This window comes from Bacillus cereus group sp. BfR-BA-01379 (assembly GCF_022663605.1).
Taxonomy (GTDB): domain Bacteria; phylum Bacillota; class Bacilli; order Bacillales; family Bacillaceae_G; genus Bacillus_A; species Bacillus_A mobilis.
On the sequence record NZ_JAKUFT010000092.1, the window covers coordinates 1 to 17507 of the forward strand.

Here is a 17507-nt window from a genome sequence, read left to right on the forward strand (position 1 = left end):
CAGGATTACAAGATCCGAACGTAAAGAAAATGGAAGAAGAAATTAAAACGGATTTTGAAAATGTATTTATGATGTATTTACCGCGCATATGTGAACATTGTATGAATCCATCTTGTGTATCCTCTTGTCCATCTGGTGCGATGTATAAACGTGAAGAAGATGGGATTGTTCTTGTCGATCAAAATGCATGTCGTGCATGGAGATTTTGCGTATCTTCTTGTCCGTATAAAAAAGTGTACTTTAACTGGCAAACGAATAAAGCTGAAAAATGTACAATGTGTTTCCCTCGTATTGAAGCTGGTATGCCAACAATTTGTTCGGAAACATGTGTAGGGCGTATTCGATACATTGGGGTAATGCTATATGACGCTGACAAAGTAAAAGAAGCGGCTTCTGTTGAAAATGAAAAAGATTTATATGAATCTCAGCTTACGGTTTTCTTAGATCCAAATGATCCAGAAGTAGCAGCTGAAGCGAAAAAACAAGGGATTCCTGAAGAATGGATTAAAGCGGCACAACAGTCACCAATCTATAAAATGATTATCGATTGGAAAATCGCTCTACCTCTTCATCCAGAGTATCGTACAATGCCGATGGTTTGGTATATCCCGCCACTTAGCCCAATTATGAACATGGTAGAGGGGAAAGGTAGTAACTGGAAAGCAGAAGAGATTTTCCCTGCTATTGATAATATGCGTATTCCAATTCAATATTTAGCGAATTTACTTACTGCAGGAGATGAATCACATATTCGTCTTACATTGAAAAAAATGGCTGTTATGCGAACACATATGAGAGCACTTCAAATTAATAAACAACCAAATGAATTGGTATTAAAAGAACTCGGTTTAACGAAACAGGATGTAGAAGATATGTATCGTCTTCTTGCTATCGCGAAATATAAAGATCGCTTCGTAATCCCAACGTCTCACCGCGAACAAGTTGCAGATTTATATAACGAACAAGGAAGCTGTGGTTTATCCTTTGCAGGTGGCCCAGGATCTTGCACGACAATTTCTTAAATAATGGGGGCGGAAACATATGAAACAAAATTTGCAAACAGCTTTTTCATGTTCTTCATTTCTTCTCTCCTACCCGGAACTAGGGTGGAGAGAAGCTTTAACTGAATTACAAGAAGAGGTTGAAGCGATTGAACAGGAAGATGTTAAAGCGGCACTTACAACGTTTATAAAACAAGCGCTTGATAAAATGGATGATCAATTAATTGACTGTTACGTATATACATTTGATTTTGGTAAGAAGACAAATATGTATCTTACTTATATGAACACCGGTGAACAAAGAGAAAGAGGTATTGAATTACTAGAGTTAAAGCAGCATTATAAAAAATCTGGTTTTGAAGTAACAGATAAAGAATTACCTGATTATTTACCTCTTTTACTAGAGTTTTTTGCAAATGCAAATGAGCAAGACAGTGAACCAATTATGAGTAAATACAAGGAAAACATACAAGCATTACACGTTCAGTTAAAAGAAGCAGATAGTATGTATGAACCGATTCTTGCGGCTGTTCTACTCGCTATCGATACATGGGGTGTACAGACAAATTAGAAAGGAGAGTTGTCAAAATGATGGATCAATTTCTATGGGTATTGTTTCCCTATATCATTTTTGCGATCTTTATCGGTGGACATATTTTCAGATACAACTATGATCAATTTGGATGGACATCAAAATCTAGTGAACTATTAGAAAAGAAAATGCTACGAATTGGAAGTCTATTATTCCACTTTGGGATTATGTTCGTAATTGGCGGTCATGTCATGGGGATTTTAATTCCAGAGGCTGTATATCGTTCAATAGGTATTTCGGAACATATGTATCACATAATAGCAATTAGTTTCGGACTTCCGGCAGGTATTGCTTCTATCATCGGTTTAATTATATTAACGTACCGCCGTGTAACAGTAAAACGCATCATTGCAACGAGTACAAAGGGAGATTATATTGCGCTTATTTTATTACTTATCGTAATGCTAGCAGGACTTTCTTCAACTTTTTTAAACATCGACTCAAAAGGGTTTGATTATCGTACAACGATCGGTCCTTGGTTCCGAAGTCTCTTTATTTTCCAACCGAAAGTCGAATATATGATGGAAGTGCCTGTATGGTTTAAAATTCATATTCTTGCAGGGATGGGGCTTTTCGCAGTATGGCCATTTACTAGACTGGTACATGTATTTAGTGCCCCAATTAAATATTTAAGCCGTAGTTATGTGATTTACAGAAGACGTATTCCAAATGAATTGAAAAAATAATTTTGTTTTATATGTTTAGTAACTTATAAAGAAAGCCGAGATCTAATTGGAGACCTCGGCTTTCTTTATAGGTATAAATCTCAATAAAATGCTAATCAATGCTACAAACAGAAGCAGAGCAATCTTCACAAGCAATTTCACGTTTTAAAAATTGTAAATCGTGTATTGTAATCTTTCCTTTATGAATAGAAATTGTACCTTGCTTTTTTAATTCATTTAACATTCGATTTACACTTTCACGTGAAGTTGCACAGAAATTAGCAAGTTCTTGATTCGTTAATGGTAAATCGATGAGAATACCATTTTCCTTTAACACACCATAACTATTTGTCATTCGTATGAGAGTAGAATACAAGGCACCTTTTTTGCCGTGTAATACTAAATCCCGGAACTTCGTTTGCATTCTTCTTAAATGTTCACTAATCCATTTCATAAATTCAAATACAAGTGCGGGTTTTTGGAGTAATGCTTTTTCTAAGGTTTCACGCTTGATTACTCCTACTTCAACATCTTCAAGGCATTTTGAATTTAATAAATACTTCGCATTGTCCGTGAATAATGTTAATTCTCCAATAATGTCGTATGCCGAACAAATACGGAGTGTTAATTCTTGTCCGTCAGCACTTAGTTTACTAATTTGTACTTTTCCAGAGTGGATGATATAGAGTTCTTTTGCTTCCATACCTTCTTGAAAAATAAAACTCCCCTTTTTAATCTGCATTTTATATTCAACAGATGCAAGTAATTCCTTTAAATCTTGAGATAATGTCATACTGTTTGCCACAGCAATCACCTTTCTTCTTATAAGCAATACATTTCCTATTTTGAGTGTAAGTATGCTGAAAATGCAAGAGCTATTTCAAAATTGTTGTAAAATTTCAATGACCGTAAGGAGTAGGGATTGAAGATGTGAACAAAATGCGAACAGATTTGTGAAGAATTTTTGAATGGGGAAAGTAATGTGAGAAAAGTCACATTGAATATGTCGCTTCTTTTTTATAATGAAGGCAAATAAAAAAACGATAGCTTACTAAGGATTGCAGCAGAAAAGAAGGGATATAGATGCACGAAAAAATAAAAGATTCTTTAGAACGACCACTTCAAGATTTACGTGTTTCAGTTATTGATCGTTGTAATTTTAGGTGCACATACTGCATGCCGGCTGAAGTGTTCGGACCTGATTACGCTTTTTTACAAGAAGAGCTTTTATTAACGTTCGATGAAATAGAAAGATTAGCAAGATTGTCTATAAGTATGGGAGTTGAAAAAATTAGGATTACTGGCGGTGAACCGTTATTGCGTAAAGACTTACCGAAGTTAATCGCAAGACTTACAAAGTTAGAAGGTTTAAAAGATATTGGGCTCACAACAAACGGAATTCATTTAGCAAAACAGGCTGAGGCATTAAAAGAAGCGGGATTAAAACGTGTAAATATTAGTTTAGATGCGATAGAGGACCACGTCTTCAAAAAAATTAACGGAAGAAATGTAAGTACAAAACCTGTACTGAAAGGAATTGAAGCAGCAAAGGCTGCAGGATTAGAAGTTAAGGTAAATATGGTCGTAAAAAAAGGAATGAATGATAGTCAAATCCTTCATATGGCTCGTTATTTTAAAGAACAAGAAATTCAGCTCCGTTTTATCGAGTTTATGGATGTAGGCAGTACGAACGGATGGAATTTTGAACAAGTTATTACGAAGGAACAATTAATAGAGAAGATTAATCGTGTATATCCGATTGAGCCTGTTCAACCTCGTTACTTTGGCGAAGTTGCGAAATTGTATCAATATGTAGGGAGCGATGCAGAAGTTGGATTTATTACTTCAGTATCTGAGTCATTTTGTTCCTCTTGTACGAGAGCTCGTATTTCGGCAGACGGTAAGTTTTTTACGTGCCTATTTGGAACGAAAGGAACGGATTTACGAACGCTTCTTCGAGAAAATATTTCTGATGCATCACTATTAAAAATTTTACAACATACATGGCGATATAGAACAGATCAATATTCAGATGAAAGAACGGTGGAACGTACAAGTACACGCCCAAAAGTTGAAATGTCTTACATTGGCGGATAGTGAAAGGAGGATTCTCTATGAAAGATCGATATTCAAGGCAAGTATTGTTTTCTGGAATTGGTGAAATGGGACAAAGAAAAATAAGAGAAAAGCATGTGCTCTTAATCGGTGCGGGTGCACTAGGAGCTGCGAATGCCGAAGCACTCGTTAGGATGGGAATTGGGAAATTGACAATTGCCGATCGTGACTACGTCGAATGGAGTAATTTACAGCGGCAACAGTTATATACAGAAGAAGATGCACATCAGTGCAAACCGAAAGCAATTGCAGCGACAGAACATGTAAGAAAGATTAATTCTGAAGTGGAAATTGTACCAGTTGTAACAGATGTCACGATGCAAGAGATAGAAGGGTTAACAAAAGAAGTGGATCTCATAATAGATGCGACTGACAATTTCGATACGCGTCTACTTATAAATGACATTTCACAAAAAGAGAATATACCTTGGATATACGGCGGATGCATTGGGAGTTACGGTGTAACGTATACAATTCTTCCTGGGAAAACACCATGTTTTCGCTGTCTGATGGATCATCCTATGGGCGGTGCGACATGCGATACAGCCGGAATCATTCAGCCAGCTGTACAGATGGTTGTTGCTCACCAAGTTACAGAGGCGATGAAAATATTGGTGGGTGATTATGAGTCGCTAAGAGGTACGATGTTATCATTGGATATTTGGAACAATCAACATCTCTCATTAAAAGTAAATAGACAGAAAAAAAGTACATGTCCTTCTTGTGGGGAATCACGAACGTATCCAAGTTTAACATTTGAAACGCAGATGAAAACGGAAGTGTTATGCGGACGGAATACAGTTCAAATCCGTTCAGGAATAAAGAGAGATCTTAATTTAACCGAAATTCAAAAACGATTACAAAAAAGTGTACGTGTCAAAAAAACGCCGTACTTACTATCATTTCTAATTGATGAATATCGTTTCGTTTTATTTACAGACGGTAGGGCATTTATCCATGGGACAAATGATGTGAAAATAGCAAAACGATTATACGTAAAATATATGGGATAAAGAGAAAGAAAGGTTCTCCTTATTAAAACGAGGTGAAAAAAGAATGTTAGAAAAACGTATACCAATTCCGGTGGCAGAAGCAGTTACGCGTGTAATGGAATATGCCTACCTAGGTGAAATAGAAAAGGTTTCTCTTATAGAAAGCTACGGTAGAACGCTTGGAGAAGATGTTATTGCAGATCATGATGTCCCACATTTTAATCGCTCTCCGTACGACGGGTTTGCAATTCGAGCGGAAGATACAAAAGAAGCAAGTAGCAGTAATTCCATTCAGTTTGAAGTGATTGGCGAAATTGGAGCAGGTTTTGTTTTTGCAGAAGAAGTGAAACCATTTCAAGCTGTCCGTATTATGACAGGTGCGGCAATTCCAGCCGGGTGTAATGCTGTTGTTATGTTAGAGCTAACGGAAGGATTTGAAGGAAACGAAAAGTCTTATATGAAATTAAAACGCTCTTTCTCTTCGGGGGATTATATTTCTTTTAAAGGAGAGGATGTAAAACAAAATAGCATTCTTGTGAGAAAAGGGACTGTTATTAACCCTGGAGTAGCAGCGCTTCTTGCTACGTTTGGTTATAATGCAGTATATGTTGTTAAACGACCAGTTATTGGAATTGTAACGACAGGAAGTGAACTACTTGAAGTACATGAACAATTAAAACCAGGCAAGATTCGAAATAGTAATTCCTATATGATCGCTGCTCAAATTGAACGAGCGGGCGGGGTTGTACAGTATTATGGACAATTCGCTGATGATTTAGAGATGTGTTATAACACTGTAAAAAAAGCGATGAAAGAAGTCGATATTTTAATTACAACTGGTGGTGTTTCGGTAGGAGACTATGACTATTTACCTGCTATTTATGAGAGATTACAAGCTAATGTACTGTTTAACAAAATAGCGATGCGACCAGGGAGTGTGACAACTGTAGCTGAGGTAGAAGGAAAACTACTATTTGGTCTATCTGGTAATCCTTCTGCTTGTTATGTCGGTTGTGAATTATTTGTTCGGCCAGTCATTCGAACATACTTGCATAGACAAGATCCGCACGTATTTCGTACAGACGCAATTTTACAGAAAGACTTTTCGAAAGCAAACCCATTTACTCGTTTTGTACGAGGGAAAGTGGAAATTGTAGATGGAACATTGCAAGCTACACCAGTTGGTTTAGACAAATCTAGTGCAATTTCTTCACTTGCAGAGACGAATGCATGTATCGTCCTGCCGGGAGGAACGAGAGGATTTAAAGCAGGAATAACTGTTTCGGTACTGTTACTAGAATCAAGTGCCGGAAGTGAGTGGCCGTGGGAAGAACAGTTTCAATCATATAAGTAATAGAAAAATAGATTGCTAACTTATACAAAAATTAGGGGTGCAAGATGACACATACGTATTATGAAGTAATTGATACACCTATTTCAATTGAAGAAGTTACAAACAAAGTAATTCATCGTGAGTGTGGTGCAGTTGCGACTTTCATTGGTACTGTTAGAGAATTTACGAAAGGCCGTCGTACGCTATATTTAGAGTATGTAGCATATAAGTCAATGGCGGAGAAACAGCTTAAGAGAATTGGCACCGAAGTAGGAGAGAAGTGGCCTGGGACAAATGTCGCCATTACACACCGCATTGGTACATTACAAATTTCTGATCTTGCTGTTGTCGTCGCTGTTTCTACACCACATCGGAAAGCTGCCTATGAGGCGAACGAATATATTATGGAGCGTATAAAACAAATTGTTCCAATATGGAAGAAAGAGTTTTGGGAAGATGATGAGTCATGGATAGGTGATCAGTTAGAGAAGGTAGCGTATGCAAATGGTGAGCCTGGAAAGGAGATGAGAATATGATTGAAGTACTATTATTTGCACATTTACAAGAAGAAGTAAGTAAGCCAGCATTACACATAGATTGTGAAAATATTACGGTTGCTGAACTAAAGGAAGTGCTCATTAAAAAATACAACGTAGCGATTTCAAGTGAGATCATGGTCGCTATCAATGAAGAGTATGCACTAGAGGATGACATCATTCAAACTGGCGATGTTATAGCAATGATTCCGCCAGTAAGTGGTGGTTGATTCTTTTCAACCTAATCATGTTAGGACGTGATTAGGCTGGAGGGAATGAATATAACTATGCATACATAGGAGGGAACAGGATGAAAAGTCCTAATTTTCAATTAAGTTTACAAACTTCTAATCTAGTTATCGGTTTTATGGTATGGGTCATTTTATCATCATTAATGCCTTATATTAAAGCGGATATTCCATTAACTGCGGGACAAATTTCTATGGTAACAGCAGTACCGGTTATTTTAGGTTCTGTTCTTCGCATTCCAATTGGTTATTGGACAAATCGTTTCGGAGCAAGAAAATTATTCTTTATTAGTTTTATTCTATTATTATTTCCTGTCTTTTATATTAGTGTTGCCAATTCAATGATGGATTTAATTATTGGTGGATTATTTGTCGGAATCGGTGGCGCAGTATTCTCTGTAGGGGTAACATCTTTACCGAAATACTTTCCGAAAGAGAGTCACGGTTTTGTAAATGGTATTTACGGTGTCGGTAACGCTGGAACAGCAATTACTTCGTTCTTAGCACCTGTCATTGCAACTTCAGTTGGCTGGAGAACGACAGTACAGTGTTATTTAGTTTTACTTGCAGCATTTGCACTTATGAACTTTTTATTAGGTGATCGTAAGGAGAAAAAGGTGAATACACCATTAATGGAACAAATAAAAGGTGTATATAAAAATGAAAAACTTTGGTTTCTATGTATCTTTTACTTTTTAACATTCGGATCATTTGTCGCATTTACAGTATATTTACCAAACTTTTTAGTATCTCACTTCGGATTAGAGAAAGTGGATGCAGGTATGCGGACAGCCGGATTTATCGTATTAGCAACAATGATGCGTCCAATTGGTGGTTGGCTAGGTGATAAATTTAACCCATTTAAAATATTAATCTTCGTATTTATCGGTTTAACACTTTCAGGTATTATTTTATCATTTATGCCTAGTATGAACGTGTATACATTTGGTTGCTTACTAGTCGCATTTTGTGCAGGGATTGGTAATGGTACAATCTTCAAACTCGTTCCAATGTACTTCTCAGAGCAAGCAGGGATTGTAAACGGACTCGTTTCAGCTTTAGGCGGACTAGGAGGGTTCTTCCCGCCGCTAATTTTAACTTTACTATTCCAACTAACAGGTCATTATGCAATTGGATTTATGGCATTATCAGAAGTCGCACTTGCTTGTTTAATCATTACAGTATGGATGTATAGTCAAGAAAAACTGTTAGTGATGTTAAAGAATCAGTAATAAAGAAAAAGCACCATCCTAAAGTAATCTAGGGTGGTGCTTTTAGTAATAGGCTTTGATAAATTTGATTACTAACTTAACCAACCTCGTTTTCTAAGAAATGTGGTTTTAACATGAAAAACAGAAAGGTTATGGGGTTTTATGTTAAAATATAGATGTCAGATGTTATTCAATTAAAGGGCAAGTTAGCTCAAAAACAAAGATCAAACTAATTTCTGGAATACAAATATTTAATTGGATCGGGGTGTTTAGATGAAAAAATTATATAAGTCCACTCAAGATAAGCAAGTATCAGGTGTATTAGGTGGTTTAAGCGACAAGTATGGAATTGATGTAAGTATCCTTCGCATTGTAACTGCATTATCAGCCTTTTTTTCTAGTGGATTTACAGTGTTACTTTATATAATAGCTGCAATTGTATTGCCTACAGATAAAGAAATTAAGCGATAAATGTATGAAATTAAATCGAATTCCACAATGGGGAAATTTAAAGGAACGAGTAGCTAAAGGTACTTCGCCTCTTACACGTTTAGCGTACTAGAAAGGGACTTTGCCTTTGTCGGAATATATCGAGAACGAAAATAATAACTTTTGAATGAAACGATGACTATTGATCGCTAACGAATCGATAAATAGTCGCTCCTTTCTAAAAACCATCTATTAATATGTATAGAAATATATTAAATTATTAAAATGTTACGAAATCCAAAAGCGTATGGAGGTATCTATAACGAGATAAAACTGCATATTTTTAGGCCTAAATTTTTAGGTAAGGCTAATGGATATTGTGAAAAAGTACATTTAAAATAGAGAATACAGTTTAGATCGATAAGATAAAATTATGAATTTTTATAAATAATCCATAATTTTCTTTGTGAGTCATATTTGATATGTTAAGGAAAAGAGAGCGTTTAATCCAACTAAAATATATGTAGAATGAGGTTTTAAATGTTTATTTTTATTATATTAGACGTAATATTACCAATATTAATATTGATGCTAATTGGTGCAATCTTACAAAGAAAGTTCCAATTTAACTTAAAGCAGCTATCTACACTTATTACTTATTGCTTGATGCCAGCGGCTGTATTTGTGAATATATATGATATTAGTATAGAAACAGGTTTGTTGCTCCAGATAATATACTATTTAATGCTTTACAGTCTGAGTGTGATGATAGTAAGTCATTTCATTTCAAAAAGATTAAAGTTAGAAAAAGGAGAAAGTGCAGCTCTAAAAAATAGCATTTCGTTAATGAATTCCGGTAATTATGGATTACCAGTAAGTCAATTGATTTTCAGTCACAATCCAGTGGGGGTTTCCATTCAAATTTTTATCGTTATTTTTCAGAATATTTTAACTTATACGTATGGGATATATAACTTACTATCAGCAACAAAAACAATCGGAAGTATTCTTCAATCATTTCTAAGACTGCCTGTATTTCATGCACTCATATTAGGGGTTCTCTTTCAATCTTTTACAATTCAAATACCTAATTCTATCTTTCTACCTCTTAATCAGCTTGCGAATAGTTTTGTTGCAATAGCACTCATATTACTAGGAGCGCAATTATCCAACATTAAGCTTAATTTTTTCCATCGAGTCATAACATGGGCTTTAATTGGAAGGTTACTGATGGGACCATTATTAGCACTTGCCATGATCTACCTACTAAACATTGATGGTATTGTTGCACAATCATTATTTATTGCAAGTTCTTTTCCTACTTCAAGAAATACATCAACCATTGCTATGGAGTATCAAATAGAGCCTGAATTACATGCACAAATCGTTTTATTTTCAACACTTTTCAGCATTATTACAGTAACTGTCGTTATTTATTTGTCATATATTTTGTTTTGAATATATGTTTAAAAGCGAATAGATTTGAGGCGGTAAACGATGGACGGAAATCCCATCGATATTAGATGTCGTTTACAATTGTAACATGCTTAATAATCAAGCGGCTTAATTCAAAGAAGGAACCAAAACAAAAAGAACAAACGCCTCTAACAAACGTTTGTCCAAAGTAAATACATAGTTAGATAAGAGGTAGATTACGATTTATATGTACGAGAAATCTTTTGTATAAGTTTAGGAAATATAGATTTTAGTTCCTTCTTCATACGCTTCGTAAACGATGGATCCTTACCTGAAGTTGAAATCGTGACAACATAATCATTATTTCGGATGACACCCGGTGTGTGAAACGATGATTCTGTACCATCACTTACTACGTTAACCCATTGAAAATCATGGGCGGCTTGTTTGACCATCATATTTACATCATGTTGATTTGTAGCCGCATAAATAAGGTGAGCATCTTTAATATCATCATTAGCAAAAGTTTTTTGCTTCCAAGTAACATAAGGAAGTTCCTTCATTTCCTCGCAAATTTCTGGGCTGATAACGGTGACAAAAGCGCCTGTATCTTTTAATCCAGACGCTTTTCGATATGCGATTTTACCTCCACCAATAATTACGACAACTTTTTTATTTAGATAAAACATAAGAGGGTACATGTTATACATACACACATTCCTCCATTCGTTCTAATAATGTTAATTTCATATATGTATCAAATTGTAGGCAGTTACAAGTTGTAACGTGATCATATTTTTTTGTATACAACTTAATTTTTTGAAGCAACAGTCCGGTAAATAGAAGATACGGCATGACATATACATGGGATGCAGTCGATGTTATAGTCTTCAGCTCAGCAGTAAAAGAGGGGGTTCCTTTCGTTAAAAAGGAGCACGAAACTGGCATACCGAGTTTTCGTTCGACAGTTGCTCCGATTTGTTGTAACTCATATATCGGCTGCGGATCACTACTGCCTCGTCCTACGAGTAAAATACTACTACCTTGCATTGGCATAGCTTCACATATTCTTTTTACGACAAGTTCCACCATATGTGGATGCGTACTAAAAGGAGGTACAACTGAAAATGTTATTTGTGGATATTTCTTTTGTAGTTGCTCTATTTCAAAAGGAATATCACGTTTATAGTGAGCTGCTGCAAATAATAAAACAGGTACAATCATTATTTCAGTTGCGCCCTCTAGTATCGTTTCTGTAACTGCATCCGAAATAGTAGGTGTTGTTAGTTCTAGAAAAGCTATTTTTTGAATCCTTTCGTTACGTTCTGTCATAACAGAATGAATAAAGTGAATGAATTGTTCATTACCTTCTTGCAAGCGACTCCCGTGTCCAACATATACAATTCCTTTCATCGTATCACCAAATCTTTCTTCATAATCATGTCTTGTAATTGCTCATCTATATGATGAAATCCGACTTTATTCGCATAGTGTAAAGTTGGAATATCGGTATACGAGAAGGGAAGAGTAACAATATCGATAAAGCCAAGTCGTTTTATTTCTGATAAAAATGCATCAATTGAGGCACGCCCTTCAAACACAATGCTATCCCATGAGAATTCAGAAAGCATACGAGTATGGACTTCATCGAAGCGATGATCAATAGTATACGCATGAGTCATCATATAAGAACCGGCACCAATTTTTTCTTGTATAAAAGCAATTCGGTTAATATTTCGTCCTAAATAAACTGTTGTATCGGAAGAGAACGCTGCTTGTTTACTTAGTAGCCCATATTGCATCAGTTTTTCTTGAGTGGCAACGTTCATATGTTGTAGTTGCGCTTGTAAAGAACGAATATCTTTTTGGTGTTTGCTACATGATCTCATCAATATTTCTACACTTTCAGATGAACAAAAAACAAGGCGATTAACGTTGGAAATTTCATTGATTTGTTCAAGTGTTAATGTATATTCTGCTTTTTTGAAGGTAGGAATTTGATATATTTCTGCACCGGATTCTTGTAACTGTTGCATCATTGAACTTGTTTTATTTGTTGAGGATGCAAATAAAACTTTTTTACCATGTAATGGTTTACGTTCTTTCCAAGCGATTTGATCTCGTAAGGAAACGACATCACCAACAATTGTCATGGATGGATTTGAAATATTAGCGTTTTTGACGATAGGAACAATGGTTGAAAGTGTCCCTGTGATAACGCGCTGCTTTCCGGTTGTACCCCATTCAATGACTGCTACTGGCGTATCTTTTTTCTTTCCTGCTTGTAGTAAGTTTTCGCAAATTGTAGGTAAGTTTTTTATACCCATGTAGTAGGCAATTGTGTCGCTATTGTGGGATGAATTATATGTTCCATGATCGGTTAAAGGACCTTTCGCATGCCCAGTTAGTAAAGTGACGCTATTACTGTAGTTACGGTGGGTGAGGGGGATACCTGCATAGCTACTAGCGGCGATGCTAGATGTAATACCTGGTACAATTTCATATGGAATGTTCGCTGCTGCTAAAGTTTCTGCTTCTTCACCAACACGGCCAAAAATAGATGGATCTCCGCCCTTTAATCGGACAACGATTTTTCCTTCTTTCGCAAATTGAAGGAGTTGGGCGTTAATCATTTCTTGTCGCATAATATGATTCTTTGGCATTTTTCCGCAATAAATAAGTTCACATGTTTCTTTTGTATAACGAAGAAAGGAAGGGTTTAATAAACGGTCATATAAGACAATATCTGCATACTTTAAACAATCAATCGCTTTCTTTGTAATAAGCCCTTCATCACCTGGTCCTGCACCAACTAAATATACATATCCGTTCATCATCGCACCTCATCAATTTTTATTTAAAAGGAAGCCAGAGGAGGCTTCCTTTCGTAAATTACATGTATAAATAAATGTCACCTTCAATAACTTCTACTTCGTACGTTTGAATACAGCCGTCATCAGGTTTTTGAACTTCACCTGTTATTAGTGAGATTTTCCAATCATGCAGTGGACAAAAGACGAATTCTCCAGATACAATTCCTTCTGCTAACGGTCCGTTTTTATGAGGACAACGATTTTCTACAGCTCGAATATCACCATTTGAAAGGCGAAATAGAGCGATAGACAAACCTTTCATTTGTACCTCTTTACCGATTTGAATAGGAAGGTCTTTCGCACGCATAACTTTTATTTTTTCTTTCGTTTGTATCATATAGATCACAGCTCCTTATTTCACAGTTTCTACTTCATACATCGCTTTTAATGACTTCGTTTCTAGCGTTTGTCCCCATGCTTCCGTATATGTGCTACGAGCTGTTTGGAAACGTTCATTTAACGTACTAACCATATTTGTATCTTGTAGTATTTCCTTTATATGATTGAAGCCTAAACGTTCTGTCCAGTAGGCAGTACGCTCTCCGTAAATACCAGTTTCACGATAATATTGCATGTAAGCTGTAGCGATGCGAAGGACATCATCTTCAGTAGGGACAATCATTACAAAATCAGCCTCGCGTACTTCTGTACCACCATTTCCGCCAATATAAAGTTGATATCCATTTTCGACACAAACAACGCCAAAATCTTTCGTCAGTACTTCCGCGCAGTTACGAGGACAACCCGTTACACCCATTTTCATTTTGTGTGGTGTATCTACCATTTCTAATGATTGTTCAAGGAGCATACCAAGTCCTAATGAATCTTTCGTACCGAAACGGCAGAAGCGAGAACCAACACATGATTTTACATTACGAAGCGATTTTGAGTACGCATATCCCGAAGTCATATGTAAGTCAGCCCATACGTTTGGTAAATCTTGTTTCTTAACACCATATAAGCCAATTCGGCTCGCACCTGTAATTTTCACAAGAGGAACATCGTACTTTTTCGCAACTTCAGCAATTTTCATTAAATCATCTGCTGTAGTAACACCACCGTACATACGTGGAATAACAGAGAATGTACCATCGTGCTGGATGTTACCGTTCATTCTTTCATTAACGAAACGAGATGATTTATCATCTTCATATTCTTCTGGAATCGCCATCCGTAAGTAGTAATTTAAAGCAGGGCGACATTTTGAACAGCCATCTTCATGTGCAAAACTAAGAACATTGCGTACTTCTTTTGGAGATTTTAAGCCTTTCTCGTGAATGGCAGCTACAACCTCATCACGTGATAAAGTTGTACATCCGCACATACCAGCAGACTGCACAGAAGCATCAAAAGCATCTCCGAGTGTATGAGATAAAACTTGTTCCACAAGCGGACGACATTTACCACAAGAACCAGCGGCTTTCGTACATCCTTTTACTTCTTCAAAAGTAGTTAGCTCTTGTTCTAAAATGGCATGAACGATTGTACCTTTCGTAACACCATTACATCCACAAATCGTGTCATCCGCACTCATTGTAGCAACATCAAGTTCACTTTCTTCACCAGCTTTGTGAAGAAGGGAAGCGGTTGTATATTCTTGTATGTCTTCTTCTTTCTTTAACATGCTAAAGAGGCGTGTACCATCAGCTGTGTCACCATATAAAACGATACCGACGACTTTATTATCACGAATTAATACTTTTTTATAGGAACGTTTACATTCATCAAAGATTGAAATTGCTTTCGTCTGATCATCTTCATAAATTTGACCAGCAGAGAATAAATCACAACCAGCAACTTTTAATTGCGTACCGACGATACTGCCCGTATATCCATTCGTTTGTAAATTTGTTATATGTTTCGCTAATATTGAGCCTTGTTCATAAAGAGGGGCAACAAGTCCATATGCGATACCATCATGTTCCGCACATTCGCCAACTGCATAAATGGATTCATCATTTGTTAGCATATAGTCATTGACTACAATGCCGCGATTGACAATGAGACCAGCATCTCTTGCTATTTGCGTATTTGGTCGTATTCCGACAGCCATTACGATTAAATCACAACCTACAACTTCACCATCTTCAAATTGAATGCCCTCAACATAGTCTGTACCAATAATTTTTACAGTTTTCTTTTCTATTAGAAACTTCATGCCTTGTGCTTCTAAATCTTCACGCAGAAGAGAAGCTGCTTTCGTATCTAGTTGTTGCTCCATTAAGCTAGGCACTAAATGAACAACATGCACGTCCATTCCTAAGTCAATAAGACCTCTTGCTGCTTCTAAACCAAGTAACCCACCACCAATAACAACGGCCTTATTCTTTTCTTTAGCGGTATCCATCATAAATTGTGTATCTTCAATTGTTCGAAATCCTGTTACACCAGGAAGGGTGGAACCTTCAACTGGTAAAATAAAAGCACTAGAACCTGTTGCTATAATGAGTTTGTCATATGTAACAATACGATTCTTTTCTGTAATAATAATTTTTTCTTCTCTGTTAATACTTTGAACTCTTTCATTCGTATACAAAGTTATTTCGTTTTCTTCATACCACCTGTATTCATTCATAATGATATCTTGCATATTTGTTTTGCCTTGTAAAACATGAGAGAGCATAATGCGGTTGTAGTTTGGATGCGGTTCATCTCCAAAAATAGTAATCTCATATGAATCACTATCATGTTTTAATATTTCTTCCATACAGCGTATGCCCGCCATACCATTTCCGATCATAACTAAACGTTTTTTCATTTTCATTCCCCCTTTTATGTGAAATGTTGAACAAAGGATTATATTTCTATTATAGAAAATCAAAAAAGGGGGAGATGTGATATTTATCACACTTCTATAATGATTCACAAATTGTTAAAATTCGGATTTGTGTGAGGGGGCATGGATATTTTTCGCAAAATGAAAAAGCAGGACATAAGTATTTACACTCATGTCCTGCACTTGATTTATGCTCTCGTAATGGCACGCGGAAATAAAACATTATTTTCTAAATGAATATGCTCAAATAAATCAGACTCTAGCACTTCAAGACGTTGGTAAACAAGTCGATAAGTGCCGCAAGCGCCTTCTGGAGGAGTAAAGTCATTTGTCACTTTACGAAGCTCTTTTATAATATTTCCGGCATGATTGTGTTCATTTTCTAGTTCATCTACTACTTTACGTAACTTTGCATAGTTTTCATCAGTTGGATTTTGTTCAAATTCTAAAATTAATGGAAAATCTTCCGTTTCTTCTTTAATTAAATGCTGTTCTAATTCCATTTTAAGTTCATGAAATAGCTTATGAATTTGAGCTAAATGAGGCTGATTTGCTCCATGAACGCGTAATACTTTCGTCACATATGGACTTAACTGTGGTAACTCTTCATTTAAATAACGATGATGCTTATTAATTACATAATCAATCAATTCACGATAAGAAGCACTTTTCCAATCAATTTCAGATTCATTTAATCGTTTCGTATTATGATAAAGCGTATTTAACTCTGTAATTACTTCGGAAGCCGATAAATTTCTTTCATGAATTGCATCAATAAGTGGCTTATTACCACCACAACAAAAATCTATTCTATATGACTTGAAAAAATCACTAGCTTTCGGAAATTGTGTAACAATCTCACCAACAATTGAAGTTTCAGTAAATGTATGTTTCATATGAATGCCTCCATAAAGTTTAAATGTAATATCTAAATTAAGAATAGCGATAAATGAAAAACCATGTGGTGATTGAAATCACTTATAATGTGTCAATTTTGAGAATAATAAAATGAGTTTTATAAAAGGAAGAGGGAGTGGAGGTAATTAGTCGCAATACTATGTAATAAAAAAAGAAGCTTACTAGAAGCTTCTTTTTTTATTACTATTTTTCACATGCAACTCCATCGCCATCACGATCGAGATGAGAGCTATATCCTGGCTGATCTCTATATAATGGAGCTTTTCCTGCAGCTCTAACTACAGCGCAATTTTTGTAGTATGTATTACTAGTATTTCCGGAAGCTGGTTGTGTTTGAGCTTGTTGTGCTTTTTTCTGCTCTTCTTGTTGTTTACGAGCCTGTTCATCAGCTAGACGTTTTTG

At 35.9% G+C, this 17507-nt stretch carries 19 protein-coding genes; 11 read left to right on the forward strand and 8 right to left on the reverse strand.

Annotated features, from left to right (window positions below):
• The 3 genes from narH to narI form a co-directional block, all read left to right on the forward strand.
• Nucleotides 1-1022: nitrate reductase subunit beta (gene narH / locus MR113_RS24005; protein ID WP_242257121.1), on the forward strand; the 1022-nt coding region annotated here is incomplete at its 5' end.
• A gap of 19 nt (nt 1023-1041) precedes the next feature.
• Nucleotides 1042-1572 carry a nitrate reductase molybdenum cofactor assembly chaperone gene (narJ, locus tag MR113_RS24010; RefSeq protein WP_242257122.1) on the forward strand — a complete coding sequence of 177 codons (531 nt, stop codon included), beginning with the start codon at nt 1042-1044 and terminating at the stop codon, nt 1570-1572.
• Nucleotides 1573-1589: 17 nt separating this feature from the next.
• A complete protein-coding gene (gene narI / locus MR113_RS24015; protein WP_000969205.1) occupies nt 1590-2279 on the forward strand; it encodes a respiratory nitrate reductase subunit gamma in 690 nt (229 codons plus the stop codon).
• 91 nt (nt 2280-2370) lie between these two features.
• Here narI and MR113_RS24020 read toward each other — a convergent pair whose 3' ends face one another.
• Entirely contained in the window at nt 2371-3063 is a 693-nt protein-coding gene (locus tag MR113_RS24020; RefSeq protein ID WP_242257123.1) for a Crp/Fnr family transcriptional regulator, read from the reverse strand.
• 278 nt (nt 3064-3341) lie between these two features.
• On the opposite strand from MR113_RS24020, the gene moaA reads away from it, so the two are divergent.
• The 8 genes from moaA (at nt 3342) to MR113_RS24060 (ending at nt 10580) form a co-directional block, all read left to right on the forward strand.
• The gene (moaA, locus tag MR113_RS24025; protein WP_242257124.1) at nt 3342-4355 is read left to right on the forward strand and encodes a GTP 3',8-cyclase MoaA; all 1014 of its coding nucleotides are present in this window, start codon (nt 3342-3344) and stop codon (nt 4353-4355) included.
• Between the two features lie 17 nt (nt 4356-4372).
• A complete protein-coding gene (locus tag MR113_RS24030; RefSeq protein WP_242257125.1) occupies nt 4373-5386 on the forward strand; it encodes a molybdopterin-synthase adenylyltransferase MoeB in 1014 nt (337 codons plus the stop codon).
• A gap of 43 nt (nt 5387-5429) precedes the next feature.
• Nucleotides 5430-6719: a molybdopterin molybdotransferase MoeA gene (locus MR113_RS24035; RefSeq protein ID WP_242257126.1), complete on the forward strand. Its 1290-nt coding sequence runs from the start codon at nt 5430-5432 to the stop codon at nt 6717-6719.
• A 44-nt stretch (nt 6720-6763) separates the two neighbouring features.
• Nucleotides 6764-7234, forward strand: a complete 471-nt coding sequence (locus MR113_RS24040) for a molybdenum cofactor biosynthesis protein MoaE (protein ID WP_242257127.1) — start codon at nt 6764-6766, stop codon at nt 7232-7234.
• Nucleotides 7231-7464, forward strand: a complete 234-nt coding sequence (gene moaD, locus MR113_RS24045) for a molybdopterin converting factor subunit 1 (protein WP_000573670.1) — start codon at nt 7231-7233, stop codon at nt 7462-7464. Before MR113_RS24040 ends, moaD begins: the two co-directional genes overlap by 4 nt.
• Before the next feature lie 80 nt (nt 7465-7544).
• Entirely contained in the window at nt 7545-8714 is a 1170-nt protein-coding gene (gene narK, locus MR113_RS24050) for a nitrate transporter NarK (RefSeq protein WP_242257128.1), read from the forward strand.
• 252 nt (nt 8715-8966) lie between these two features.
• Entirely contained in the window at nt 8967-9164 is a 198-nt protein-coding gene (locus MR113_RS24055) for a PspC domain-containing protein (protein WP_242257129.1), read from the forward strand.
• A 498-nt stretch (nt 9165-9662) separates the two neighbouring features.
• Nucleotides 9663-10580, forward strand: a complete 918-nt coding sequence (locus MR113_RS24060; protein WP_242257130.1) for an AEC family transporter — start codon at nt 9663-9665, stop codon at nt 10578-10580.
• Between the two features lie 194 nt (nt 10581-10774).
• Here the strand turns inward: MR113_RS24060 and MR113_RS24065 are convergent, their stop codons facing one another.
• The 7 genes from MR113_RS24065 to MR113_RS24095 all read right to left on the reverse strand — a co-directional run.
• A complete protein-coding gene (locus MR113_RS24065) occupies nt 10775-11248 on the reverse strand; it encodes a precorrin-2 dehydrogenase (RefSeq protein ID WP_242257131.1) in 474 nt (157 codons plus the stop codon).
• Nucleotides 11241-11951: a sirohydrochlorin chelatase gene (locus MR113_RS24070; RefSeq protein WP_242257132.1), complete on the reverse strand. Its 711-nt coding sequence runs from the start codon at nt 11949-11951 to the stop codon at nt 11241-11243. Before MR113_RS24070 ends, MR113_RS24065 begins: the two co-directional genes overlap by 8 nt.
• Nucleotides 11948-13372 (reverse strand): uroporphyrin-III C-methyltransferase, encoded by a 1425-nt coding sequence (locus tag MR113_RS24075; protein ID WP_242257133.1) that lies wholly within the window; start codon nt 13370-13372, stop codon nt 11948-11950. Before MR113_RS24075 ends, MR113_RS24070 begins: the two co-directional genes overlap by 4 nt.
• A 58-nt stretch (nt 13373-13430) precedes the next feature.
• Entirely contained in the window at nt 13431-13748 is a 318-nt protein-coding gene (gene nirD, locus MR113_RS24080; RefSeq protein ID WP_242257134.1) for a nitrite reductase small subunit NirD, read from the reverse strand.
• A gap of 15 nt (nt 13749-13763) precedes the next feature.
• A complete protein-coding gene (gene nirB, locus MR113_RS24085) occupies nt 13764-16169 on the reverse strand; it encodes an NADPH-nitrite reductase large subunit (protein ID WP_242257135.1) in 2406 nt (801 codons plus the stop codon).
• A gap of 206 nt (nt 16170-16375) precedes the next feature.
• Nucleotides 16376-17083: an iron-sulfur cluster repair di-iron protein gene (gene ric, locus MR113_RS24090; RefSeq protein ID WP_242257136.1), complete on the reverse strand. Its 708-nt coding sequence runs from the start codon at nt 17081-17083 to the stop codon at nt 16376-16378.
• Nucleotides 17084-17288: 205 nt separating this feature from the next.
• Nucleotides 17289-17507, reverse strand: a 219-nt coding sequence (locus MR113_RS24095; protein WP_242257137.1) for an excalibur calcium-binding domain-containing protein, incomplete at its 5' end; no start/stop codon positions are given.

Excerpts from the sequence above, each read along its gene's own strand:
- narJ (WP_242257122.1), top strand. The coding sequence starts at position 1,042 with ATGAAACAAAATTTGCAAACAGCTTTTTCATGTTCTTCATTTCTTCTC.
- moaA (WP_242257124.1), top strand. The coding sequence starts at position 3,342 with ATGCACGAAAAAATAAAAGATTCTTTAGAACGACCACTTCAAGATTTA.
- moaD (WP_000573670.1), top strand. The coding sequence starts at position 7,231 with ATGATTGAAGTACTATTATTTGCACATTTACAAGAAGAAGTAAGTAAG.
- ric (WP_242257136.1), bottom strand. The coding sequence starts at position 17,083 with ATGAAACATACATTTACTGAAACTTCAATTGTTGGTGAGATTGTTACA.
- MR113_RS24055 (WP_242257129.1), top strand. The coding sequence starts at position 8,967 with ATGAAAAAATTATATAAGTCCACTCAAGATAAGCAAGTATCAGGTGTA.
- nirB (WP_242257135.1), bottom strand. The coding sequence starts at position 16,169 with ATGAAAAAACGTTTAGTTATGATCGGAAATGGTATGGCGGGCATACGC.
- MR113_RS24030 (WP_242257125.1), top strand. The coding sequence starts at position 4,373 with ATGAAAGATCGATATTCAAGGCAAGTATTGTTTTCTGGAATTGGTGAA.
- MR113_RS24070 (WP_242257132.1), bottom strand. The coding sequence starts at position 11,951 with ATGAAAGGAATTGTATATGTTGGACACGGGAGTCGCTTGCAAGAAGGT.
- MR113_RS24060 (WP_242257130.1), top strand. The coding sequence starts at position 9,663 with ATGTTTATTTTTATTATATTAGACGTAATATTACCAATATTAATATTG.
- narK (WP_242257128.1), top strand. The coding sequence starts at position 7,545 with ATGAAAAGTCCTAATTTTCAATTAAGTTTACAAACTTCTAATCTAGTT.
- nirD (WP_242257134.1), bottom strand. The coding sequence starts at position 13,748 with ATGATACAAACGAAAGAAAAAATAAAAGTTATGCGTGCGAAAGACCTT.
- MR113_RS24065 (WP_242257131.1), bottom strand. The coding sequence starts at position 11,248 with ATGTATAACATGTACCCTCTTATGTTTTATCTAAATAAAAAAGTTGTC.
- MR113_RS24040 (WP_242257127.1), top strand. The coding sequence starts at position 6,764 with ATGACACATACGTATTATGAAGTAATTGATACACCTATTTCAATTGAA.
- narI (WP_000969205.1), top strand. The coding sequence starts at position 1,590 with ATGATGGATCAATTTCTATGGGTATTGTTTCCCTATATCATTTTTGCG.
- MR113_RS24075 (WP_242257133.1), bottom strand. The coding sequence starts at position 13,372 with ATGAACGGATATGTATATTTAGTTGGTGCAGGACCAGGTGATGAAGGG.
- MR113_RS24035 (WP_242257126.1), top strand. The coding sequence starts at position 5,430 with ATGTTAGAAAAACGTATACCAATTCCGGTGGCAGAAGCAGTTACGCGT.